The sequence below is a fragment of the Longirhabdus pacifica genome, from assembly GCF_004115085.1.
Lineage (GTDB): Bacteria > Bacillota > Bacilli > Paenibacillales > DSM-105158 > Longirhabdus > Longirhabdus pacifica.
The window spans coordinates 1-25,739 of sequence record NZ_QXJP01000028.1 but is presented as its reverse complement, the minus strand read 5'-3'; the positions used below and the strand labels follow the sequence as shown (position 1 = coordinate 25,739).

At 38.0% G+C, this 25,739-nt stretch carries 23 protein-coding genes; all 23 read left to right on the top strand.

Annotated elements, in window-relative coordinates:
- Positions 1–11 precede the first annotated feature (11 nt).
- Positions 12–323, top strand: coding sequence for an FtsB family cell division protein (locus D1Z92_RS15495; RefSeq protein WP_164931655.1), 312 nt, complete (start codon positions 12–14; stop codon positions 321–323).
- A gap of 162 nt (positions 324–485) precedes the next feature.
- Positions 486–944 carry a S1 domain-containing RNA-binding protein gene (locus tag D1Z92_RS15490; RefSeq protein ID WP_128896585.1) on the top strand — a complete coding sequence of 153 codons (459 nt, stop codon included), beginning with the start codon at positions 486–488 and terminating at the stop codon, positions 942–944.
- A 422-nt stretch (positions 945–1,366) separates the two neighbouring features.
- On the top strand, positions 1,367–3,853 hold the full coding sequence (gene spoIIE / locus D1Z92_RS15485; RefSeq protein ID WP_206099771.1) for a stage II sporulation protein E: 2,487 nt from the start codon (positions 1,367–1,369) through the stop codon (positions 3,851–3,853).
- A gap of 154 nt (positions 3,854–4,007) precedes the next feature.
- Positions 4,008–5,786 carry a DNA helicase RecQ gene (gene recQ / locus D1Z92_RS15480; RefSeq protein ID WP_128896584.1) on the top strand — a complete coding sequence of 593 codons (1,779 nt, stop codon included), beginning with the start codon at positions 4,008–4,010 and terminating at the stop codon, positions 5,784–5,786.
- A 133-nt stretch (positions 5,787–5,919) separates the two neighbouring features.
- Positions 5,920–6,651: a vWA domain-containing protein gene (locus D1Z92_RS15475; protein ID WP_240666774.1), complete on the top strand. Its 732-nt coding sequence runs from the start codon at positions 5,920–5,922 to the stop codon at positions 6,649–6,651.
- A 92-nt stretch (positions 6,652–6,743) separates the two neighbouring features.
- Positions 6,744–7,655, top strand: a complete 912-nt coding sequence (locus tag D1Z92_RS15470; protein ID WP_128896583.1) for a protein kinase domain-containing protein — start codon at positions 6,744–6,746, stop codon at positions 7,653–7,655.
- Positions 7,656–7,688: 33 nt separating this feature from the next.
- Positions 7,689–9,101, top strand: coding sequence for a tRNA lysidine(34) synthetase TilS (gene tilS / locus D1Z92_RS15465; protein ID WP_128896582.1), 1,413 nt, complete (start codon positions 7,689–7,691; stop codon positions 9,099–9,101).
- 18 nt (positions 9,102–9,119) lie between these two features.
- Entirely contained in the window at positions 9,120–9,659 is a 540-nt protein-coding gene (hpt, locus tag D1Z92_RS15460) for a hypoxanthine phosphoribosyltransferase (RefSeq protein WP_128896619.1), read from the top strand.
- Positions 9,660–9,786: 127 nt separating this feature from the next.
- Complete coding sequence (gene ftsH / locus D1Z92_RS15455) at positions 9,787–11,736, top strand: ATP-dependent zinc metalloprotease FtsH (protein ID WP_128896581.1); 1,950 nt, start codon at positions 9,787–9,789, stop codon at positions 11,734–11,736.
- Between the two features lie 286 nt (positions 11,737–12,022).
- The gene (gene nadA, locus D1Z92_RS15450; protein WP_128896580.1) at positions 12,023–12,964 is read left to right on the top strand and encodes a quinolinate synthase NadA; all 942 of its coding nucleotides are present in this window, start codon (positions 12,023–12,025) and stop codon (positions 12,962–12,964) included.
- A 115-nt stretch (positions 12,965–13,079) separates the two neighbouring features.
- Positions 13,080–14,699 (top strand): L-aspartate oxidase, encoded by a 1,620-nt coding sequence (nadB, locus tag D1Z92_RS15445; protein ID WP_128896579.1) that lies wholly within the window; start codon positions 13,080–13,082, stop codon positions 14,697–14,699.
- A complete protein-coding gene (nadC, locus tag D1Z92_RS15440) occupies positions 14,686–15,561 on the top strand; it encodes a carboxylating nicotinate-nucleotide diphosphorylase (protein ID WP_128896578.1) in 876 nt (291 codons plus the stop codon). The genes nadB and nadC overlap by 14 nt, the downstream gene beginning before the upstream one ends.
- On the top strand, positions 15,558–16,334 hold the full coding sequence (locus D1Z92_RS15435; protein WP_128896577.1) for a type III pantothenate kinase: 777 nt from the start codon (positions 15,558–15,560) through the stop codon (positions 16,332–16,334). Before nadC ends, D1Z92_RS15435 begins: the two co-directional genes overlap by 4 nt.
- 48 nt (positions 16,335–16,382) lie before the next feature.
- Positions 16,383–17,255 (top strand): Hsp33 family molecular chaperone HslO, encoded by an 873-nt coding sequence (gene hslO, locus D1Z92_RS15430; protein ID WP_128896576.1) that lies wholly within the window; start codon positions 16,383–16,385, stop codon positions 17,253–17,255.
- A gap of 499 nt (positions 17,256–17,754) precedes the next feature.
- Positions 17,755–18,690 (top strand): cysteine synthase A, encoded by a 936-nt coding sequence (gene cysK / locus D1Z92_RS15425; protein WP_128896575.1) that lies wholly within the window; start codon positions 17,755–17,757, stop codon positions 18,688–18,690.
- 181 nt (positions 18,691–18,871) lie between these two features.
- Positions 18,872–19,432, top strand: a complete 561-nt coding sequence (locus tag D1Z92_RS15420) for an anthranilate synthase component II (protein ID WP_128896574.1) — start codon at positions 18,872–18,874, stop codon at positions 19,430–19,432.
- Between the two features lie 155 nt (positions 19,433–19,587).
- Positions 19,588–20,409 carry a dihydropteroate synthase gene (gene folP / locus D1Z92_RS15415; RefSeq protein ID WP_240666773.1) on the top strand — a complete coding sequence of 274 codons (822 nt, stop codon included), beginning with the start codon at positions 19,588–19,590 and terminating at the stop codon, positions 20,407–20,409.
- A 120-nt stretch (positions 20,410–20,529) separates the two neighbouring features.
- On the top strand, positions 20,530–20,901 hold the full coding sequence (gene folB, locus D1Z92_RS15410) for a dihydroneopterin aldolase (RefSeq protein ID WP_128896572.1): 372 nt from the start codon (positions 20,530–20,532) through the stop codon (positions 20,899–20,901).
- Positions 20,902–20,904: 3 nt separating this feature from the next.
- Positions 20,905–21,420 carry a 2-amino-4-hydroxy-6-hydroxymethyldihydropteridine diphosphokinase gene (gene folK / locus D1Z92_RS15405; RefSeq protein WP_128896571.1) on the top strand — a complete coding sequence of 172 codons (516 nt, stop codon included), beginning with the start codon at positions 20,905–20,907 and terminating at the stop codon, positions 21,418–21,420.
- A gap of 32 nt (positions 21,421–21,452) precedes the next feature.
- Positions 21,453–22,448 carry a tRNA dihydrouridine synthase DusB gene (gene dusB, locus D1Z92_RS15400; RefSeq protein ID WP_128896570.1) on the top strand — a complete coding sequence of 332 codons (996 nt, stop codon included), beginning with the start codon at positions 21,453–21,455 and terminating at the stop codon, positions 22,446–22,448.
- Positions 22,449–22,627: 179 nt separating this feature from the next.
- Complete coding sequence (gene greA, locus D1Z92_RS15395) at positions 22,628–23,104, top strand: transcription elongation factor GreA (RefSeq protein WP_128896569.1); 477 nt, start codon at positions 22,628–22,630, stop codon at positions 23,102–23,104.
- A 192-nt stretch (positions 23,105–23,296) separates the two neighbouring features.
- Complete coding sequence (lysS, locus tag D1Z92_RS15390; protein WP_128896618.1) at positions 23,297–24,766, top strand: lysine--tRNA ligase; 1,470 nt, start codon at positions 23,297–23,299, stop codon at positions 24,764–24,766.
- Positions 24,767–24,787: 21 nt separating this feature from the next.
- Positions 24,788–25,357 (top strand): GNAT family N-acetyltransferase, encoded by a 570-nt coding sequence (locus tag D1Z92_RS15385; protein ID WP_240666772.1) that lies wholly within the window; start codon positions 24,788–24,790, stop codon positions 25,355–25,357.
- Positions 25,358–25,739: the final 382 nt, after the last annotated feature.

Below are 25,739 nucleotides of genomic sequence, written 5' to 3'. Positions count from 1 at the left end.
GAGGAAACGTAGTGAATTCACAACGCTCAAATGTTGCAAGTGAAAAAAAATATGATGGAGCTAAGAGGAGACTACGCCTTTTATTCGTTGCTCTGCTTTTATTTATGAGCTGGGCAGGTTTTACACTGTGGGATCAGTATAACGGCATTAAAGAAAAAAAAGCACAACTATCTGCATTGCAGTCTGAATTGTCAACTGCATTGGAAGAAAATCAATATTATTTAGCGGAAAAAGAAAAACTTCAAGATGATGAATATATGGAGCAAATTTTACACCGAGATTATCATATGATTTATCCTGGTCAACAATTACTCCCAAACTAATCAATCCATTCATAACAAAACAATTAAAAAATATATAAACATTGTAGTAAATGAATTACGTACATGATTATGATATACGCCATTCATTTCATTATATTTGCCTACCATTGAAGACCAATGGGGGACAAAAGAAAGTATTCTTAAGGAGGAGCAATTTAATTTATGTCAATCGAAGTGGGCAGCAAACTTGATGGGAAAGTAACAGGTATTACAAAATTTGGAGCTTTTGTAGAGCTACCAGGCGGAGAAACTGGACTTGTTCATATCTCTGAAATTGCTGATAGTTATGTAAAAGATATTAATGAACATTTGAAAGTGAATGATAAAGTAGTAGTCAAAGTCATTCAAGTGGATAATGGCAAAATTGGTTTGTCTATCCGCAAAGCAGTAGATAAACCCAAAATGGAAAATACTTCTCCTAGACCTCAACGATCTGAGAGACCACCACGCGACAGAGATAGATCATTTTCTCGCAATAATAACAGACGCGGTGGAGGAGACAAATTCCAAACGTTTGAAGATAAGATGTCAAGATTTCTTAAAGACAGTGAAGAAAGAATCTCATCTCTGAAAAAGCATACCGAATCGAAACGTGGTGGAAAAGGAGCAAAGAGATTTTAATAGATAGATAAGCTTGCATTTGTAAATACGAATATAACAATGAATATGACAAATAGCCATCCTAGGAAGGATGGTTTTTATATTGTCCACATTTTATTTTTTTGTCGAAGTTATGGTTTATACTTGCTTCATATTCATAATTCGATGAAAAGGCAGGTTGGTTATACAAGATGTGTATAAACCTGGTACAATCAACACTTTAGCTGCATAACTATCTGTTTTCAGTCATTTGCATGCAATATTTGCTAAATAAATTAGCATGAAAAGCAGATCTTCACCCCTTGTATAACTAAAAAACACAAGGAGAGCAAGAGAAGTGGGCTTGTCGGAAAGTTTTTTTTTCGTTCCAAGTAATTATGACAAACTTATTAATAGCTGCGCCATATAATAGAAACACCAAATAACTAGGTGGTGTTGCTGCAATGAATAAAAAACAGTCAGTTCATTTTTCAATGAGAACGGAATGGAAAGAAACATCTGTACAATATATCAGTTTACTTCGCAATAAACTTTTACACTTTAAACCGATACAGTTTTTTTTGGCCAAAAAGTCTAGTTTGTTTCTTTTATTTATTGCTTTTTTGTTAGGACGAGCCATGATATTAGAACAACTTGCCCCCTTCTCCATCGCTTTTTTTGCTGTTATTTATTTTACAAAGAGGGATATCATACTTCCCGTTTTCCTTTCCCTTTGTTTAGGCACCTTTTTTAGTTATCATGAGCAGACATTTCTGACGATTAGCAGCATCCTTCTGTTTTGGATTGCACAAACGGTGCTGCACAAAAAAGGAAAGTCAAACCTGACTCATGCCCCTATTGTTGTCTTCTTTAGTATGTTAGTTGTTAAATTGATTGCGGTGACACTTTTGAATGTTGGTGGGCTGTATGCTTATTTTTTATGTGTTGTCGAAGCAGGACTGAGCTTAATCCTAACCTTAATTTTCATGCAAGCCTTGCCTGTATTAATGATGGCAAAGAAAAATTATCAGTTAAAGCATGAGGAGATTATTTGTTTAATTATTTTACTTGCATCTGTCATGACAGGAACTGTAGGTTGGCTTATACAAGGTTATTCCATAGATAATATTCTTTCTAGATATCTAATATTGTTGTTCGCCTTTGTAGGTGGTGCACCATTAGGAGCATCCGTTGGTGTCGTCACTGGTTTGATTTTAAGTCTTGCCAATGTGGAAGCGATTACGCAAATGAGTTTACTGGCTTTCTCTGGTATGTTAGCAGGACTTTTACGGGAGGGAAATAGATTAGCTGTTGCGCTCGGTATGATTTTGGGTACTTCTATTTTTTCATTTTATTTAGGTGGACAAGCAGCTATTTTATATTCCACGATGGAATCCATTGCCGCTGTAGCGTTGTTTCTGCTTACGCCGAAAAGTGTGATAGATAAAATAGCAAAATATATACCAGGAACGAGTGAACATTCAAAATCGCATTATGATTATGCTAAAAAGGTGCGGGAAATGACATCGCAGCGTATTAAACAGTTCTCTAGCATTTTTTCTAAATTATCAGAAAGTTTTAACTATGAAAAATGGGATAATGCCAAGGAGCAACATATGCACGGTAAAAAGGAGGGGTTTATTGAATATATTAAACCAAAGACATGCAATACATGTTGGAAAAATAAGCAATGTTGGGGGGAAGAATGTGATCAAACCATAGGAATGATGAAAGAAATGGTAGAAACGATAGAGGGTCATCATCAATTTAATAAATCGAAATGGAAGTCTGCATGTGTGAAACCAGAGCAGGTCATGGACGTGATGAGTAAAGAATACTTGATTTATTCTAACAATATAAAGTGGAAAAAGCAGTTAGTAGACAATAAACAACTGGTTGCTGATCAGCTGGAAGGTGTTTCGCAAGTCATGCATGATTTGGCAACTGAAATAGAGCGGGAAGGACAAGCGATGTTCATGCAGGAGGAGCAGATCAAGCTTGCTTTTCAAGAGTTGGGATTGCCGATTGAGTATATTGATATTATTAGTTTGGACGAAGGAGCTGTTGAAATCGAAATCGTTCATCAATATAAGACAGGGTATGATGAATGCAGAAAAATTATTGCCCCTATGTTATCGGAAATACTATCTGAAAATATCGTCGTTAAACGAGAGGATAATGTATTAAACCAGCAGGGTTACCAGACCGTTTTATTTGGATCAGCGAAAAAGTATGAAGTGGAGACCGGAATAGCTTCTGCGGCCAAAAACGGTGATTTGTTGTCAGGAGATAGCTTTACAACCATTCAATTACATAATGGCAAGTTTGCAGTAGCATTGAGTGACGGTATGGGTAACGGTGAGCGAGCAAGTGAAGAGAGTAAGTCTGCTTTAGCCATTTTACAGCAATTGCTGCAGTCCGGCATGGATGAAAAATTAGCAATTAAGTCAGTCAATTCTATTTTATTACTGCGATCCACGGATGAAATGTTTGCTACGATAGATGTTGCTATCATTGATCAATACAGTGCGCAAACGACTTTTTTGAAAATTGGTTCTTCGCCAAGCTTTATCAAGCGCGGAGATGAGGTGATCTTAATTGAAGCCAATAATTTACCTATTGGCATCCTGCAAGATATCGACATTGATGTAGTAGGGCATACATTGCAACCGGGAGATATTCTCATTATGATGACAGATGGGATGTACGATGCTCCAGGTCATGCGATTAATAAAGAATTATGGATGAAACGAGTTATTTCAGAAATTGATGTGGAAGAACCACAAATATTTGCGGACTGCTTAATTGAGAAAGTCATAAGGGCCCAGCAAGGAACGATTAAAGATGATATGACGCTTGTGGTAGCTAAGATGGAAGATTTCAAACCGGAATGGGCTACTTTTCGTTGGCCTGGTATGTCACGAATCGAACGTCCCAAAACCGTAAGTTAGTATGTAGTGGTGTGAATGCACAAGTTATCATACTCTTACTATAGTAGTTCATTTGTTTTCTGATGGAGCAAATGAACTATTTATTATGTTAATATAAGTGTAAGAACGCATGATATGGAAGGCCTCATTTTTTAACAGGAGTTGCTATTGCCAAATGAAACAAACCATTTATGATGAATTGAAAAGCGTTTTTGGGTACGATACGTTTAAACCAGGACAGGAAGACATTGTGAGTGAACTTCTACATCACAACGATACACTTGCTATTATGCCTACTGGTGCGGGAAAATCACTATGCTATCAATTACCCGCAATGATGATGGATGGCGTGACTATCGTCATCTCACCTCTTATTTCTTTAATGAAAGATCAGGTAGATACATTAAATAACATGGGTATCCCGACGACGTATATTAATAGTTCACTTACTTCAAGACAAATGGACAAAAGACTGAGTGAACTATCGATGATGAAATATAAAATGGTGTACATCGCACCAGAGCGGTTAGAGTCGGAAATGTTCGTTAATAGACTGATGCAACTGGATATCCCTCTGATAGCAGTGGATGAGGCGCATTGTATATCGCAATGGGGCCATGATTTTAGACCAAGTTATACGAAAATATACGATGTCATACAACAATTACCTCAGACTCCTGTAGTAGCGGCTTTCACGGCTACAGCAACACAAAAAGTAGAACAAGATATTATGAAACTTCTGCATCTAAAATCACCAAAAATCATTAAAACAGGGTATGAACGATCTAACTTATCCTTCTCTGTTATGAAAGGTGCGGTAAAAAAAGACTTTGTTGAACAATATTTAAGAGAGAGACAGCGTGAAGTTGGCATTATCTACGCTTCAACAAGAAAAGAAGTAGATCAACTCACTACATTCTTACAGCAAAAAGGGTTTAAGGCTGGCAAATATCATGCAGGAATGACGGAAAAAGAGAGAGCACACAGTCAGGAACAGTTTTTGTTTGACCACTATCAAGTGATTGTAGCTACCAATGCGTTCGGTATGGGAATTGATAAGTCGAACGTTAGATTTGTTATTCATCTCAATATACCGAAAGATATTGAATCTTATTATCAAGAGGCGGGCAGGGCCGGCAGAGATGGACAACCTGGTGAATGCATTTTGTTATACGCTCCTCAGGATATTATGATGCAGAAATTTTTAATAGAGCAGTCGGAGAAAGAGGAGAATAGAGTTCATATCGAACATAGTAATTTGCAAAAAATGATTGATTATGCGCATACATCAGAATGTTTACAGCGCTATATTGTACACTACTTTGGAGACCACGCTTACGATCATTGCGGTATGTGTTCTAACTGTAAAGATGATCGAGATGTGGTAGATATCACCGTTGAGGCGATGAAAATCATTTCATGTGTAAAGCGTATGGGTGAACGTTTTGGAGCGACCATGACGGCAAAAGTATTAAAAGGTTCGCAAGATAGTAAAATAAAACAATTTCATTTTCAGCATCTCACTACGTATGGCATTATGAGCACACATAAAGAAAAAGAAATTTTGCAAATGATTCAATTACTTATCGCGGATGGTTATTTAACCTTAACGGAAAGTCGATATCCTACGTTGCAGTTGAACACAAAATCACTGCAAGTATTGAAAGGGGAAGACAAAGTCACGCAACGTATCAACCGCGTGGTTAAAAAAGAAACAACGTACGATGAATATTTGTTTGATGCATTGCGATTGTTACGAAAAGAGTTTGCTGAAAAAGAAAACCTACCACCATATACTATTTTTCACGATGCAACATTGGTCGAAATGTGCTCACAAAAACCAAGTACGAAAGTGGAGTTTTTATCCATCAAAGGAGCGGGTATAGCGAAATACAATAAGTATGGAGAATCATTTATGCAGTGTATCTCACAGTACATGGCAGACAAACAATAACGATAACATACAAACATCCTTTTTCTTTTCTATGTAATCTTGTATATTTCTCTCTTCACTTAGTATGGAGCAACTAGTAAGTTGGCAATAATAAAAATGAGAGATTATAAGAATGATGATGGGAGGAAATACAGTGATAAAACAAATCTTACTTATCACAGACGGATGTTCTAATGTAGGTATTGATCCAGTCGTAGCTGCGGCTCAGGCAAAAGAAGAACAGATTATTGTCAATGTTGTTGGCGTGCTGGATCAAGGTGACATAGGAGAAATGGGTGCCCAGGAAATCAAACAAATTGCACATGCTGGTGGGGGAATGAGCAGCATAGTGTCCACTCATCAATTGGCACAGACAGTACAAATGATGACGAGGAAGACGGTGATGGGAACCATTCAACACGTCGTACATAAAGAGTTGAAAAAGTCATTTGGAACAGAACACTTGCAACAACTACCTATCGATAAACGTGCTAAAGCAGTAGAGGTCATGGAAAATATGACGGAAAGTATTCCGATACAAGTGGCGCTACTTATTGATAGTAGTGCTAGTATGAAATCAAAACTACCGTCAGTAAAAGAAGCAATAGCAGATCTTTGTATTAGCTTACAGTCCAGAATGGGTGAAGGGAAGTTGTGTGTTTTCCATTACCCAGGGTTGAACAGAGTGGATGATGTCAAGTTATCGCTAGATTGGACAGACCAAGTGCAGCATGTATATCCATTGTTTAATAAATTAAGTATGCGCGGTACAACACCTACGGGTCCTGCAATTTTGCACGTCATAGATTATATGATCTCCAGTAATCATATCACCGCTCCTGCTCTAAAGGGAGGACAGATTCAGATAGAAGATAGCATATCATAGTAGGTCATGATACTTTGCTACAAACCTACCATGCTAAGTGTGATATGTAGCTAATAACATTCTCTATTCATTTAATAAAGAAGGTATGTGAAGTGAACACACAAAGTAACCAAAAAATGGACATCACCATTGGTGCGACTGTTCAAGGACAATGGAATAAAAATAAATACGTGTTGATGGAAAAACTCGGTGAAGGTGCTAACGGACAAGTTTACTTAGTAAAGTCAAAGCAACGCAAACTAGCGATGAAGATTGCTTATGACCCTGTGGATTTACAATCCGAGGTCAACACATTAGCGGCACTGCAAAAACATCAAGATCCATCTTATATTTTTGATGTGGACGATTTCTCTTTTCAGCATAAGCTGTACTCCTTCTATGTCATGCCATATTTCAAAGGTATCAGTATAACGGAATACGTAAATCAAAATGGATCATCTTGGCTGTACGTGATTGGTGCGCATATATTAAAGCAATTAGTGAGCATACACAACAAAGGATATGTGTTCGGAGATTTGAAAATGTCGAATGTTATCGTGGATCAACACGGTAAATGTCAAGTCATTGATTATGGGGGAGCAACGGAAAAGGGAAAAGCAGTGAAACAGTTTACAGATATATACGACCGTGCTTACTGGGGAGAAGGGAGCAGGGTCGCTGACGAACATTTTGATGTTTTTGCAATGTCTATGCTCATGATCCAAACGATGAACCCAAACGGATTAGAAAAAGCTGCTAAAATGCTGCCTCAACATCGAAATATAGACATGCTTCGCAAAATAGTTTTACAAGCACAGTCCTATGATCACTTAAAGCCTTGGGTTATAAAAGGGATAACACAATCTTTTACCTCTTCTTTAGAAGCAAAACAGTATTGGCATCAGCTGATGAAGCGTACATCCAGCAAAGCGCCTATCTCATCCTTGCATGGATGGTGGTTGTATCCTGCCTTCATTAGTGCTATATTAATGTTTTTAACATCTGTTTACTACTTGTTATGGTAGCATTTCAGACTTGCTTTTAAAATAGGAGGGCATATGAACGTAGTACAAACGGTAAAGCAAACGATACAACAACATCATATGCTGGATCAAGGCGATTGTGTTGTGGTGGCCGTTTCTGGTGGTCCTGATTCTGTAGCACTTCTCCATCTATTGTTGAACATATCAAAGCATACGCATTGGCGCATTGTTGTAGCTCATGTGAATCATCAGTTTAGAGGAGAAGAGGCAGATAAAGAAGCAGCATTCGTAAAGCATTTAGCACAAGATTGGGGATTGGTATCTGAAATCGCTGCAATTGATGTGCCTGCATATATAGAAAAGACCAAAAAAAATACACAAGAAGCAGCTAGAGAATGCAGATATCAATTTTTAGTTGAAACTGCAATAAAGCACGGTGCAACTGCTATCGCACTGGCCCATCATGCTGACGATCAAGCGGAAACCGTCCTGATGAGATTCATCAGAGGAAGCGGGACGCAAGGGATGTCAGGAATGCCTTTTATACGTCCTCATCAAGATAAAGTACACATTATTAGGCCACTGTTGAACCTATCCAAACAGACACTTATGGCCTATCTACATGACCATACCCTTTCGTATTGTCAAGACAGCAGTAATTTATCATCCAAATATTTGCGAAATAAAATTAGAAATGAACTCATGCCTATCCTAGAAACATATAATCCGCAAATGAGTACGACGATGAATCGACTTGCTAATGTAGTTGCCGCAGATGAAGACTATATGATGCAGGAAGCCAAGAGAACAATGAAGGATATGGTATCACTTCAGGAGGATGTCATTGTTTTCGCAAGAAATAGCTTTAAAGCTCATCATATTGCTTTACAAAGAAGGATGATTAAATTAATATTAAATTGTCTTGATCACAGCAATGTAGAACATGATTTCATTAAAATGGAGCAAATGCGAAACATGATTGTGCAAGACTCTCCATCGAATGCAATCTACCAATGGAGCAAGCAACACCGGTTGGTAAGGGAATACGATAACATACGTATGGGGAACATACATACACATGCCGTTTCAGGTAGTACATTTACCATTGAGAAAATGGAACATATAGAAATCTCATGGATAAATAGGGATATACAGTTTAATATTTTACATAAGTGGGATCAAATACAGTTGCCGCAAAGTAAAGCTATTTTTGATCTTGATGCGTTAAAATTTCCACTCATTTTAAGATCTAGGCAACGTGGGGATCGCATGCAAGTGTTTGGTATAAAAGGATCGAAGAAGGTGAAAGATATGCTCATCGACCACAAGATCCCCCCAACTGCAAGAGAAGCGGTTCCCATATTAACAGATTCCACAGGATTAATCTTGTGGGTTGTTGGTGTCAAGCGATCATCACATGCTATCGTTACGAAGGACACCCAGCAATTTTTACATATCAACACAGGAATGGACATACAATACACTTAGGGGGTTTACACGTTGGAAATTCATCCAGACATTGAAAAAGTTTTATTTACAGAAGAGGAAATACAGCAAAAAATAGCACAATTAGGTGTTCAGCTATCTGAGGAATACAAAGATCGCAGTCCTCTAGTGATTTGCGTTTTAAAAGGTGCATTCATTTTTATGGGAGATTTAGTAAAGAGAATGAACGTACCGCTTGAGGTTGATTTTATGGCTGTATCTAGCTATGGAAACTTGACGCAAACGTCTGGCGAAGTAAAAATCATTAAAGATTTGGATATATCTGTTGAAGGCAGAGATATTTTAATTGTGGAAGACATTATTGATAGTGGATTGACATTAACGTATTTAGTGGACTTATTAAAGCGCAGAAGTGCTAATTCTGTTAAAATCGTTACGTTGTTTGATAAACCAGATCGCAGAAGAGTAAGTTTACAGCCGGATTACAAAGGTTTTGTTGTGCCGGACTATTTTGTTGTAGGTTACGGGCTAGATTACGGAGAAAAGTACAGAAATCTACCTTTTATAGGTATATTAAAAGAAGAAATATACACAGATTAAGTCATATGGAAGCAAGTTGAGATCAAGATGCGTGCTATGGTACAATATTAAAAGTTGTCATGTCTAACAACATTTGTTCTTACATGACAAGTTATAAATCCGTTATGCATTCGAGAGGAGGTAGGGAATGAATCGTTTTTTCCAGAGATCTGGATTTTATATCATCGTCATTCTCATTATTTTTGGAATAATTTATTATATTAGTGGTCAGGAAGAACAAATTAACGAACTTTCGTATGATCAATTTGCAGAGCAACTTGCGAACGATAATGTTGGAACGCTCAACATGAAGTTTGATAATTATTCCATTGCAATACAAGGTGAATTAAAAGAACTTATCGAAGGTTCAGAAATTAAAACCTTTATATCAAGAGCTCCATATCCATCAACAGATAGTTTCAATGAATTGCTAGAAAATAGTACTGCAGTACAAACCGTTGAACCGATGGATACGGATGGGTTCTGGGTTACGCTATTAACTTCTTTATTGCCGTTTGTTATTTTCTTCATTTTATTCATTATCCTTTTCCAACAGTCACAAGGTGGCGGCGGAAGAGTGATGAACTTTGGTAAAAGTAAAGCTAGACTTTATAGTGAAGAGAAGAAAAAAGTAACGTTTAAAGACGTTGCTGGTGCAGACGAAGAAAAGCAAGAGCTAGTGGAAGTCGTTGAATTCCTTAAAGATCCTCGTAAATTTGCTTCATTAGGAGCAAGAGTTCCTAAAGGGGTACTACTTAATGGACCTCCAGGAACAGGTAAAACCTTATTAGCTCGTGCGGTAGCTGGAGAAGCAGGCGTACCATTCTTTAGCATAAGTGGTTCCGACTTCGTTGAAATGTTTGTCGGTGTTGGTGCTTCTCGTGTACGTGATCTATTTGAAAATGCGAAGAAGAACTCGCCATGTATTATCTTTATTGATGAGATCGATGCCGTAGGTAGACAGCGTGGGGCTGGCTTAGGCGGCGGACATGATGAGCGAGAGCAAACGTTAAATCAGTTGCTTGTAGAAATGGATGGTTTTGGAGAAAACGAAAACATCATCATCATTGCAGCAACAAATAGACAAGACATTTTAGATCCGGCGTTGTTAAGACCTGGCCGATTTGACCGTCAAATTACGGTAGATCGTCCTGATGTCAAAGGAAGAGAAGCTGTCCTGAAAGTACATGCGAAAAATAAACCGCTTAGAGACGACGTGACAATGGAATCTCTTGCTAGATATACAACGGGCTTCACAGGTGCAGATCTAGAGAACTTATTAAATGAAGCTGCCTTGATTGCAGCTAGAAGAGATAAGAAGCAAATTGATATGGATGATTTAGATGAAGCTTTTGATCGTATCGTCGTAGGTACGCAAAAGAAAAATAGAATCATTAGTCCTCGTGAGAAGAAGACGGTTGCTTTGCATGAGGCAGGACATACGATTATTGGATATCATTTACAGCACGCTGATATTGTGCATAAAGTTACCATTGTGCCACGCGGTAAAGCTGGCGGTTATGCGATGATGATGCCAAAAGAGGGAGAAGATCGCCTCTTACAAACAAAAAATGAATTACTCGATCGCGTTACAGGCTTACTAGGAGGTCGTGTAGCCGAGGAATTATTCATTGGTGAAGTAGGAACAGGTGCCTATGATGATTTCCGAAAAGCAACGGCGATTGTACGTTCGATGGTCATGCAGTTTGGAATGAGTGAAAAACTTGGACCAATACAGTTTGGTAATCCGAATGAACAAGTATTCTTAGGTCGCGATGTAGGTCAAGATCCTAACTACAGTGATGCTATCGCTTATGAAATCGATAAAGAGCTACAGAAATTAATGAATAGCTGTTATGATCGTGCGAAACAAATACTACAAGATAATGCGGATCAAGTTCATCTTATTGCCAACAAATTGATTGAACTAGAAACATTAGACAAAGACAAGATCTATGAATTGCTTCAAAGTGGTGAAGTGACGGAACCAATTGATGTATACAAAGACGAGCCAAAAGATGAATCAAATCAAAATGATGTAAAAGTAAATATCCAATCACAAAAAGAAGAAGAAACTAACGACGATAAAACAGAATAGTATTTGTGATGAAATAACACATTTAGGTGCAATCTAAGATTGGGTTGCACCCCTTTTTTATGAATGAAAGTTTTTTCTCCTTTACCATTGTTCATGCATTGACAGCAGTCGTCGCGTACTGTACATTAAATTTAAAATATATTCATTTTACATGAAGTGATAGATAGTCATTATGTATGATGCAACTTGTTTGACATTATGCATGGTGGTAAAGTTGGTTGAACAAGTCCATCAACTTATCTAACATTCATGAATATCATATACCTCAGCCGTAAGGAGGATTTATATGCAAACGACAGCATTAGAAAGAAAGCAAGAACGTAATGAGCAGTTGAAAGAAAGGCTATTACAATTAAAAGAAGAAAGAAATGCCATCATATTAGCTCATTATTATCAGCGTGATGAAATACAAGAAGTGGCAGATTTTAGAGGAGACTCCTTCTTGTTAGCGCAAAAAGCAGCACAAACAGATGCAGATACGATTGTTTTCTGTGGTGTTCATTTTATGGGAGAGAGCGCGAAAATATTAGCGCCGGATAAAACCGTCATTATTCCAGACGAGCGTGCTGGTTGTCCAATGGCAGACATGGTCAATGTGGATGGATTACGAGAATTGAAGAAACAACATCCCAATGCTGCTGTTGTTACTTATATTAACTCTTCCGCCGACGTGAAAGCAGAAACAGACATTTGCTGTACATCTGCTAATGCGGTAAAAGTCATTCAGTCTGTGGATGCAGACGAAATTATCTGGGTTCCAGATAAAAATCTGGGTGACTATGTGTCAAAATTCACAGATAAGAAAATGATTATCTGGGAAGGGTACTGCAATACGCACGACATGTTAACGGTGAAAGATGTGGAGCAAATGAAAATCAAACATCCACAAGCGCAATTTGTCGTTCATCCTGAGTGCAGACCTGAAGTATTGGAACTAGCTGACTTTGTAGGTAGTACGACAGCGATAATAAAATATTGCAGAGAGTCAGACCACCAAGAATTTATCGTTGGCACAGAAGATGGTACAGGTTATCAGCTTCGTAATGACAGTCCTGAAAAAACGTTCCATTTTGCAACAAAATATTTAGTTTGCCCGAATATGAAAGTCAACAATCTCAAAAAGCTGGTGAAATGTTTAGAGACGATGGGACCTGAAATTTACGTCCCTAAACCAGTTGCGGATAAAGCAAGGCTCTCTTTAGAAAGAATGTTGCAAGTGACAGCATAAGCATCAACATAGATGGGCATAAAATATAAAAGCTAACATAAGAGGGCTGGGTGAAATGGTATATTCATTGACCTCAGCTTTCTTTTTTTGTATAAAATGTTTAGAGGTGAACAGTGTGATTCCACGTTACATAACCAATTTTTCAACGACAAATTTGCCTGTGCTAAACACCGACGTACTCGTTATTGGTGGCGGAATAGCAGGTTTATTTACTGCCATAAAAATCAGTGAACACAGTAAAGTTCTACTCATTACGAAAAAGACAATTATGGATAGCAATACACAGTATGCACAAGGTGGTATTGCTGCTGTGTTCTCTGATGACGATTCTCCTTCGTTACATCGACAGGACACATTAATCGCAGGAGCTGGATTGTGTGAAAATGAGGCGGTAACCATTCTTACTAACGAAGGTCCAGATGCAGTGAAAGAACTCATTGCGCTTGGAACTGAATTTGATGTAGAAGATGGCGCTTTTGCATTAACAAAAGAAGGAGCTCACAGTAAGCGGAGAATACTACATGCAAATGGAGACGCAACGGGTTCAGAAATTGTACGAGCACTGTATAAGCAAGCAAAAAACAATGAAAATATTACGATTTACGATGAGCATTTTGTTATTGATTTACTGACAGAGAACGGCATATGTGCTGGGGCACTCATTGAAAACCATGAAGGAAAAAGGGAAGCCGTTCGTAGCAAAGCAGTAGTGCTATGCGCAGGGGGAGCTGGTCAATTATATCGCTACACAACCAACCCTGAGATTGCTACTGGTGATGGAATTGCTATGGCGTATCGTGCTGGTACCAACATACAAGATATTGAATTCATACAATTTCATCCTACCGCATTATGTTACCCTGGTGCACCTAGATTTTTAATTACGGAAGCAGTGCGAGGAGAAGGTGCGGTCCTTCGCAACAATAAAGGGGAAAGGTTTATGAGTACTTACCATCCCCAGATGGAGCTAGCCCCAAGAGACGTTGTTGCAAGAGCCATTATCGATGAAATGACCAGCAACAAATCGACTTACGTATACTTAGACATTACACACGAATCGGAATCCTTTATCAAAAAGAGATTCCCAACGATATATCGATATTGTCTGCAATTCGGATTGGATATTACGACGGATTGGATTCCAGTTGCGCCCGCTGCCCATTATATGATGGGAGGCGTAAAGACGGACTTACACGGAGAAAGCAGCATCAAAAATTTATTTGCCTGTGGTGAAGTATCTTCTACGGGCGTGCATGGTGCAAATCGTTTAGCCAGTAACTCATTGTCTGAAGCTATTGTGTTTGGCAGTCGCATTGCGGATAAAATTTCCGAGATAAAACAACGTGAAAGTAGTGACATCGCACATGAAGAACAATGGACAGAACACATCCACTATCCCATTATCGAAAAAAGATTGAAGTTGCAAAAACTCATGCTGCGTTATGTCGGTCTGAAAAGATCCCGCAAAGGATTGGAAAAAGGATTGGCTGAACTTAAAAAGCAACTACCAATGTTCCAAATTAATTTACAGAAAAGAGAAGAGTATGAGTTTGCTAACTTACTAACATGTGCACTACTCGTTGGTCAAGCTGCAATAAAGCGGGAAGAAAGTAGAGGGGGACACTACAGAGAAGATTTCCCTGAAACCGATGACTTGTTGTGGAAACAACATATTATACTGCAGCGTGAACAGGGTAAACAGCAAACGGAAAATGGAGGGGATGTCTTTGTTTAATTTACACAGCGACACACTAACATCACATATTAAATCTTGGCTGCAAGAAGATATAGGAACCGGAGATGTATCGGCACTAGTCACCATTCCTGAAACGCATCAATCCAAAGGCATTATTCATGCGAAACAAGATGGAGTGATAGCGGGTTTACCACTCATCGCTATGATATTCAACATCATTGATCCGCAAATGCAAATTCAGTTACTCATTCCAGAAGGGGAACACGTATCTAAAGGGACAACCATTGCAGAAATAAACGGCAACACAAGAAATATATTAAGCGGAGAACGACTCGTGCTCAATTTATTGCAGCGGTTGTCTGGCATCGCATCTAAAACAAAGCAATTTGCTACCATCATCGAAGATTTAGATAGTAACATTGCAGATACAAGAAAAACAACGCCGGGGCTCCGTGTATTAGAGAAATATGCAGTACGCATTGGTGGAGGCGTTAATCATCGAGTAGGCTTATATGATGCTGTCATGATTAAAGACAATCATATTAAAGCCGCAGGAGGCATTACCGCAGCAGTATCCAATGCTAGAAAGTCTATCCCGCATACGATGAAAATTGAAGTCGAAGTGGAGAGCTTACAAGAAGTGACAGAGGCATTGAGTGCTGGTGCAGATATTATTATGTTAGACAATATGCATGCTGAACACATGGTACAAGCCGTGCATCAAATAAGGGAAGTCAATCATAACATCACGATAGAAGCATCGGGAGGCATCAATCTCCAAAGCATTCGTTCTGTAGCAGAAACGGGAGTAGATATCATTTCGATTGGTGGACTAACGAATGGTGTGCAGACGATCGATATCAGTTTAGATCTGTATCAGAAGAAGGGGGAAGAGGTATGATTTTTGTCATCGATGTTGGAAATACAAACATCGTACTTGGAGTATATAAAGGCGAAGAACTCATTTATCATTGGAGATTAAGCACGAATAGGAAAGCTACTGTCGATGAATATGGCATCAGTTTTCGACAGTTGATTGATTATGCCAAAATAAAAATTAGTCAAATCGAAGGCATCATTATCTCCTCCGTCGTACCACCGTTGAATCCGATTTTAGAAGGTGTCAGCAATAAATATTTTCAACGTACACCGATGATGATTGGTCCTGGCATCAAAACAGGGTTAAATATACGATATGAGAACCCTCGTGAAGTGGGTGCGGATCGCATCGTAAATGCAGTAGCTGCTATACATATGCACCATGAACAAAAACCTCTTATTGTGGTCGACTTCGGAACGGCGACAACATTTGATTACATCAATGAAAAAAATGAGTACGTCGGTGGTGCCATCGCTCCTGGTATTGGTATTTCAACAGAGGCTTTATATCAAAAGGCTGCAAAATTACCGCGTATAGAACTGGTGAAACCTAGTAGCGTTATTGGCAAAAACCCTGTTACATCGATGCAAGCAGGAATTATATTTGGTTATGCATCACAAGTGGATGGTATCGTAAATCGAATAAAGGAAGAATATAAGTTAGACACGACAGTCGTGGCTACAGGCGGGCTAAGTGAACTTATCGCTTCCGAAGCAAAGTCTATACAAATTGTGAACCCGTTGCTCACATTACAAGGCTTACGGTTAATATATGAGCGTAATAAATCTGCTTAACTAATGGTGACAAGACGATAACATTCTGATCATGAAGGAGAAAAAGAAATGGAAAATTACATCGTAAGAGGTACAGCATTCGACGGAAAAGTACGTGTATTTGCTGCCGAATCGACTTCATTTGTAGAAGAGATTCGTGAGAGACAACAAACATTACCTACGGCAACCGCTGCAGTAGGTAGAGCGTCAACGATCGGTGCAATGATGGGAACGATGCTTAAAGGAGAGCAGCATCTGACCATTCAAATAAAAGGAAATGGCCCTATTGGCCAAATTGTTGTAGATGCGAATGCAAAGGGACAAGCTAAAGCATTTTTGCATAATCCACAAGTGGACTTACCTTTAAATGAGATCGGTAAATTGGATGTTCGTGGTGCTGTTGGTACACAGGGAAACTTATACGTAACCAAAGATTTAGGGATGAAAGAGCCGTATCGAGGTGCAAGTCCTATTGTTTCAGGTGAAATTGGTCAAGACTTTACGTATTACTTTGCAAAATCGGAGCAGATTCCTTCTGCTGTTGCAGCAGGTGTATTAGTGGATAGAGATCAATCTGTAAAAGCTGCGGGAGGTTTCATTATTCAAATTCTTCCTGGCATGAAGGATGAAGATATTGCTGCAATTGAAACAGAAATCAATCAGTTGCAGACCGTGACCGCTTATTTAGATGATGGAATGAAAATAGAGGAGCTCGTGAAAAAGGTGCTTCCATCTTTTAACATTATGGATCAAATTCCTCTTTCCTTCCACTGTGGTTGCAGTAAAGAACGAATGGAGAAAGCACTAATTAGCCTCGGGGAAAAGGAAATTAACGGATTAATAGAACAAGGACATGCAGAAGTAGTGTGTCATTTTTGTAATGATAACTATACCTTTTCCAAAGATGAGCTAAGTGAATTGTTAAAACAAGCAACGTCATAATGAAAGTGCACCTTGTTGGTAAGCTGTAAGCTTTAGCAAGGTGCACCTTTTCATGTACATATTTAAGAACAAGAAATGATGAAATACAAGTCTACGTCTCATGAACAAATGCATTTAAATTATCTAAATGATTCATTATATACCACGGTAAAATAAAAAAACAAAAACACTTTTATAAAAAAAGTTCAGTAAGACGTGTATGAACACCGTTGACATAATAAAGGGACACTGTTAAAATTATATTAAACCTACCTTTTAACTCGGAATAATACCAGAGGTGAAAAGGGTACACAGATTGTAATGTTGGAATTACATTAGTATAGATTGTACTGTGATGAGTATGAATTTAAAGTTATGAATATGGAAGTAATGAATTTAATTATATATACGGAAACAAAAACAAAATGAAACATGTAAGAACGCAAATGAAGTACACAAATGGAGAAACAACTTGAATGACTACTATTTCAACCAAGATAGATTAAGGAGGAGAAGAAAAATGTCAAAATTAGTGCAAAATATTACAGAAGTAATTGGTGGTACACCATTAGTAAAACTCAACAGAGTGGTGCCGGAAGATGCAGCAGAAGTATATGTAAAGCTCGAATTCCAAAATCCAGGGGCAAGTGTTAAAGATAGAATTGCTATCAGCATGATTGAAGATGCGGAGCAAACTGGAGCATTAAAACCAGGTGACACCATTATCGAACCGACGAGTGGAAATACAGGGATTGGTCTTGCAATGGTAGCTGCTGCAAAAGGATATAAAGCCATACTCGTTATGCCAGAAACGATGAGTTTAGAGCGAAGAAATTTATTGCGTGCTTATGGTGCAGAATTGGTATTAACGCCAGGAGCAGAAGGCATGAAAGGCGCAATCAAGAAAGCAGAGGACATACATGCAGATCATCCCGATTATTTTATGCCTCAACAATTCAACAATAAAGCGAATGTGAAAGTACACCGTGAAACAACAGGGCCTGAAATTGTAAAAGCGATACAAGATCATGATGGTAACTTAGATGCATTTGTTGCAGGTATTGGAACAGGGGGTACTATTTCTGGTACAGGGGAAATTTTGAAGGAACATTTCCCTGGAATTCAAATTGTAGCTGTGGAGCCAGCAGCATCACCTATTCTTTCTGGAGGTAAGCCTGGACCTCATAAAATTCAGGGGATAGGAGCTGGATTCGTACCAAGCATTCTAAACACACAAGTTTATGATGAAATTATTACGATAGAAAATGAGCATGCATTTGAAATGGCACGTAAGATAGCGAAAGAGGAAGGTATACTATGCGGTATCTCTTCAGGTGCTAACGTTCATGCAGCGATACAAGTTGCTAAAAAGTTAGGTAAAGGGAAAAGAGTCATCGCAGTGATACCAAGTAACGGTGAGAGATATTTAAGTACACCGTTGTTCCAATTTGAATAAATTGGTTTGTTATTATTAAAATATAAAATATAATCATGTATTATCTCATAAGGATCTGAATATCTGGCATAAGTCGGATATTCAGTTTTTTTACGTTTTTCTTTTGATTTTTATTTTTTCGTGTTATTGTATATGAAAATAAATCGAATGGTATTCATATAACCGAAAGGGTTGGTACAACATGATACTTGTTATAGATAACTATGATTCGTTTACTTACAACCTCGTTCAATATATTGGTGAAATAGGTGAACAAATCAACGTAGTTCGCAATGATGAAGTCACACTGAAGCAAATAGAAGAAATGAATCCAGATAAAATCATTATTTCTCCCGGCCCTAAAACTCCTGATGAAGCGGGAATTAGTCTAGATGTGATAGATCATTTTAAGAAGAACAAGCCTATACTAGGTGTATGTCTTGGCCATCAAGCTATTGCACAAGCTTTCGGAGCAAATGTGGTTAGAGCAGAACAAATCGTACATGGAAAAATGGCAGAAGTGCTTCATGACGGTAAAACGATCTTTTCTAACTTAGAAAACCCACTCAAGGCGACTCGCTATCATTCGTTAATTGTGGAAAAAGAAACGTTACCTGAAACGTTGGAAATCAGTGCACAAACAGAAGCTGGGGAGATTATGGCTATTCGCCATCGTGACTATCCACTTGAAGGTGTTCAATTTCACCCAGAGTCCATTTTAACGGAGCAAGGAAAGCAACTATTGAAAAATTTTATCCAATAAGTTGATGAACTTGTTCACTCAACTTATTACCGCTAAACATAAAATGAAGAAATTACATATTACAACCTTTACGCCTGGCAACTGAGGCGTAAACTGTATGTTATTATTTCTTCATTTTATATAGTAAACTTTAAAAAGGAATGGACCGTAAACAGATGAAGGATACGAACAACAAATTATATGCTATGCTCCACGCTCGTCATACAACACTTGTCATGGGTATTCTTAATGTAACACCAGATTCATTTTCCGATGGAGGGACGTATCATACAGTAGAACAAGCATATCAACGTGCCTTAACCATGGTAGAGCAAGGTGCCGATATTATTGATATTGGTGGTGAATCCACTCGTCCTGGCGCAAAACGTATTTCAGCGGAAGAAGAATTACAACGTGTCATTCCGGTAGTTGAAAAAATTGCTTCTCATATTCATGTTCCTATCTCCATTGATACGTATAAATCATCCGTTGCAAAAGCAGCGTTAGATGCCGGCGCAACCATAGTAAACGATATTTGGGGATGTCAATATGATGAGCAAATGGCTCAGCTTGCTGCTCATAAAGGATGTCCTATCATACTCATGCACAATAGAAAAACAGCGGAATATGAAGATGTTGTCACCGATGTCATACATGACTTACAAGAAAGTATCTCCTTAGCTATGAAAGCAGGAGTGAAAGAAGAACAGATCATACTGGATCCAGGGATCGGGTTTGCCAAAACACTAGAGCATAACTTAACGATCATGAACCATCTCCATCAGCTAACTGCTTTAGGCTATCCCGTATTGCTTGGAACTTCCCGTAAATCTATGATTCAAAAAACGCTTTCCTTACCTGCTCATGATGTAGTAGAAGGATCGTTGGCTACCGCAGTGATGGGTATAACACAAGGTTGTAAAATCATACGTGTTCATGATGTGAAGCAAACAGTAAGAGCGGCACGTATGACAGAAGCCATAATAAAGAGTAAATAAGGTTGTTTACCTTCATATAATCTGCATAGACATGTAACGTATCAAAGTGAAAGAGGCAGAATAAACTACGGCATTAAACATGTTTCCAATACATTATATAAGTAAGGTGTGAGAAACGCTGTGCTTGATAAAATAAAATTAAAACAAATGCAATTTTTTGGCTATCATGGTGTATTTCCTGAGGAAAACAAACTAGGACAACGCTTCTACGTACAAGTTGAATTAGGGTTAGATTTGAAATTGGCTTGCCAGCACGACAAATTGAAGTATACTGTTAATTATGGAGAAGCGTATGAAATCATTGAGCATATCATGACGAAGAAAACATTCAACCTTTTAGAAGCTTTAGCACAACATATATGTGAAGAATTGTTTACCACGTATGAACAGCTCAAAGAAATTAAAATAGAAATTACAAAGCCTGATCCACCTTTTGCTGCTTCATTTGAAGGTGTCTCAGTAGAAATATGTCGGAAGCGGGTCGAAAATTAACCTATGAAACATATTGTTTATATCGGTGCTGGGTCCAATATAGGAGACCGTAAACACCATCTTGTAAGTGCAATGAAAAGGTTGCATGAACACCCTAGCATTATAATGAATAAGGGTTCATCATTATATGAGTCTGCACCTGTTGGGTACACGGATCAGCCGGCATTTCTCAACATGGTCGCTGAAATCAAAACGAACCTGACACCAGAACAATTACTGCAAGAAGTAGCTGCAATTGAACATCTTCTTGGCAGAGTAAGAGATATTAAATGGGGCCCAAGGACATTGGACTTGGATATTTTACTGTTTGATCACGTTCAAATGCACAGTGACACATTGACGATCCCGCATCCTAGAATGAGGGAAAGATCGTTTGTCATGATACCTTTAAAAGAAATTTTACCTGTTCCATCCCCTCATCTCGAATGGGTTGGAGAAACTTTGGGAAAACTGAACAAAATGGAAGATGTAACGTTATACGAAAAAATGAACTGGATGCACGAATTCAGTCTTTTATAACATGATATATGAAGAAAATGGGGAGGATGTAAATGTTAAAAATAGGTAATATTGAAATGAAAAATCAAGTTGTGCTTGCGCCGATGGCTGGAGTTTGTAATCCTGCTTTTCGTCTGATTGCGAAAGAATTTGGATGTGGACTAGTTTGTGCGGAAATGGTAAGTGATAAAGCCATCCTCCATGGAAACAAACGAACATTAGATATGCTATTTGTAGATGAGCGAGAAAAGCCGCTTAGCTTACAAATTTTTGGGGGAGACAAAGCTTCACTCGTAGAAGCAGCAAAAGTTGTCGATGAAAAAACGAATGCCGATATTATAGATATCAACATGGGATGTCCAGCTCCCAAAATTACAAAAGTAGACGCAGGGGCAAAGTGGTTGCTTGATCCAAGCAAAATAGAGGAAATGGTATCCGCCGTCGTTAAAGAAGTTAAAAAACCAGTTACTGTGAAGATGCGTATCGGTTGGGATGAAGATCATATTTACGCGATTGAAAATGCCAAAGCCGTTGAACGTGGTGGTGGTCAGGCTGTTAGCATACATGGCCGTACAAGAAAGCAAATGTATACCGGTAAAGCAGATTGGGATATTATTAAAGAAGTGAAAAGCACCGTTAATATTCCTGTAATAGGAAATGGGGATGTATTTGCTCCAGAAGATGCAAAGCGTTTGTTAGATCATACAGGTTGTGATGGGGTCATGATAGGACGTGCGGCATTAGGAAACCCTTGGATACTATTTAGAACGGTACAATATTTAACGAATGGACAATTACTTGGAGAACCAACTGCCCAAGAAAAAATCGACATCTGCATGTTGCATATGGATAGACTCGTTGACCTAAAGGGTGAGTCTGTTGCAGTGAGAGAAATGAGAAAGCATGTAGCATGGTATCTGAAAGGATTGCGTGGTTCTGCAAGAATAAAAGACAGTGTCATGAGTCAAACGACGAGAGACGGAATGAAAAATGTATTAGAGGATTTCGTTGCCGGTTTTGAAAAAGATGTGGCTGTAGCAAGCAGTTAACATCCAGTTTCATCAGATTAAATGGCTATGATTGACATTTTTTCATGCATGAAATATAATCAACCAGTAATAATGTTGTCATGATGCAGAGCATCTTTTATATATTAATATTACGTTAACTAATATCTCTTCAATCATATCGAGGAAGAGTAAAAAAATTATGACAGGAGTTTTGTTATATGTCTGAAAAAGAAGTAATCCTTACACAAGATGGATTAAAAAAACTTGAGGAGGAATTAGATCACCTGAAGTCTGTCAAACGCAGAGAAGTTGCAGAAAGAATAAAGATAGCAATTGGCTATGGTGATATTAGCGAAAACTCCGAATATGAAGATGCTAAAAATGAGCAAGCTTTCATTGAAGGTAAAATTATTACAATAGAAAAAATGTTAAGTAATGCAAGCATTATTAATGATGATGAAGTGGATACAGACACGGTAAGTGTGGGTTCCATTGTAACACTACATGATATTGAATCTGGTGACGAAGTGCGATATTCCATCGTTGGAAGTGCGGAGTCGGATCCATTAGAAAATAAAATTTCGAATGAAAGTCCAGTAGGTAAAGCCATTATTGGTAAAAAGAAAGACGCACTTGTAGATGTCAACGCCCCAGCAGGTGTAATTCAGTATAAAATTATTGATATTAACAGATAATAAACCTAAAGGAATTTGTACTTTCAGCCATGATTTTTATATTTAGAACTTTACTTGAATCGAGATTTATTTAATCATCGTAAAAAAGCTTCCTTTGGAAGCTTTTTTAGTTTAAGATACATAGTAATGATAAGAATGATAGTCACTTAAGGAGTGTGTAAATTGTCCGAACAACATTTAGAATTAAATGAGATGTTGCTCATTCGCAGAAACAAATTAGATCAGTTGAAAGCATTGGGCGTAGACCCTTTTGGTCAGAAGTTTGAAAAAACACATGAAGCTTCTGAAATACATGAAGCGTATGGCGAAAAGGAAAAACAAGAATTAGAAGAAATGAAAGCATCTGTTGTATTAGCTGGACGTATGATGCAAAAGCGTTCTATGGGTAAAGCTACCTTTGCACATATTCAAGATATGACAGGGAAAATTCAAATCTATGTTCGCAAAGATACCATTGGGGAAACATTATTTGAAGCATTCGATATGTTGGACATTGGGGATATTGTTGGAGTATCGGGTCATGTTTTTAAAACAAAAACGGGTGAGACCTCTGTAAAAGTGACAGAGCTCACGATCCTTACCAAATCATTATATCCTTTACCTGAGAAATATCATGGATTGAAAGATGTGGAATTGCGTTATAGACAACGATACGTCGATTTAATTATGAATCCAGACGTTAAACATAGTTTTGTGCTTCGCTCTAAAATTATTCAATCTATGCGTAGATATTTGGATAATCAAGGGTTTTTGGAAGTGGAAACGCCAACACTTCATGCGATAGCAGGAGGCGCTACTGCAAGACCATTTATTACACATCACAATGCCTTAGATATGGAATTATACATGCGTATCGCTATAGAGCTACATTTAAAGCGCTTGATTGTCGGTGGTATGGAGAAAGTGTATGAGATAGGCAGAGTGTATCGAAATGAAGGTATCTCTACAAGACACAATCCTGAATTTACGATGATCGAATTATATGAAGCATATGCAGATTATGAGTCTATCATGGAACTTACAGAAAATCTTGTGCGTCATATTGCACAGGAAGTATTAGGGACAACTGAAATTCAATATCAGGACAAGCTAGTAGACTTAGGTTCTCCTTGGAAACGAATTTCGATGGTGGATGCGATTAAAGAAACAGTTGGTGTAGATTTTAGTGTTCATATGACGGATGAAGAAGCTCACGCACTTGCGAAAGAACATCATATTGAAGTGAAAGATAATATGACATATGGACACATTGTAAATGAGTTTTTTGAGCAACGAGTGGAGGAAACATTAATTCAACCAACATTTATTACCGGACATCCTGTAGCTATCTCGCCTTTAGCGAAGAAAAATGCAGATGATCCAAGGTTTACAGATCGATTTGAACTATTTGTTGTTGCTCGTGAACATGCAAATGCATTTACAGAGTTGAATGATCCTATTGACCAAAGACAAAGGTTCGAATCTCAATTAGAAGAAAGAGAACAAGGTAACGATGAAGCTCATATGATGGATGAGGATTTCATTCGTGCTTTAGAAATCGGTATGCCGCCAACAGGTGGGCTAGGTATTGGTATTGATCGCTTAGTCATGTTGTTGACAGATGCTCCTTCTATACGTGATGTGCTATTATTCCCTCTTATGAAAGAAAGAGCATCGGAATAAATCGGAAGAGGGTGCTTTACAGTGGGAGAGCACGTAAAATTTCTGGTGGGTGATTTAGTATACTTACGCCCACCAGAACAAAGTGATGTAGATTTGTTTTATAACGGTTTGTACCGTTCTGAAGAGACAAGAATATTAACAGGAAGTCAGAAAATTTTCTTTAAATCAGAAATTCATAAATACTTTGATACCAAAGCTGGAGATGACAGCAGTATTTTTTTGCTTATTGTCAATAAAGAGAACGATGAAGTTATTGGGGATATTGGTATCAATGGTATCGATCGTATCAACAGAAATGGTTGGATACGTATAGCGATTAATGATGAGGCTGATTTTGGTAAAGGTTATGGCACAGAGGCAATGCAGTTACTTTTAGATTATGCCTTTGGTGTCGTTCAATTGCATCGTATAGAATTACATGTATACACGTTCAATGAACGTGCAATTAAATCTTATGAAAAGTTAGGCTTCAAGCGTGAAGGTGTACTTAGAGAAGTTTTGTTTTATAATCATGAGTATCATGATGCTATTAGCATGAGTATACTTGAGCAAGAGTATAGAGCTTTACATGGTATAGTTAATGGAGACTGATTTTTTTTAGTTCAAGTTCAATCGCTTAAGACTTAAAAGATGGAAAGACATGATGCACTATGTTCTCTTTGTAAATAGGACCATGGATATCAATAAGCATGGTAGTACAGAGTTAATAGGTGATGTTTACTTTAACTCATACCTAAAAAGTCCATCATTCGCTCTGATAATATAATAGATTGAAAGCAGTTAAAGCTGAATCATAAAACCAATGATTCAGCTTTTTTATAAGACATGAAACTTTTTTGAAATTAACTGTTGCATCATTCATCATTTGTATGGTATATTAGATCTCGCCGCTTCACCAGAGCCTTTTACGAAAGACTCACGAAGCGGGAGAGAACATCATCGCAAATCTACTTCATATCGATATAGAGTGAAA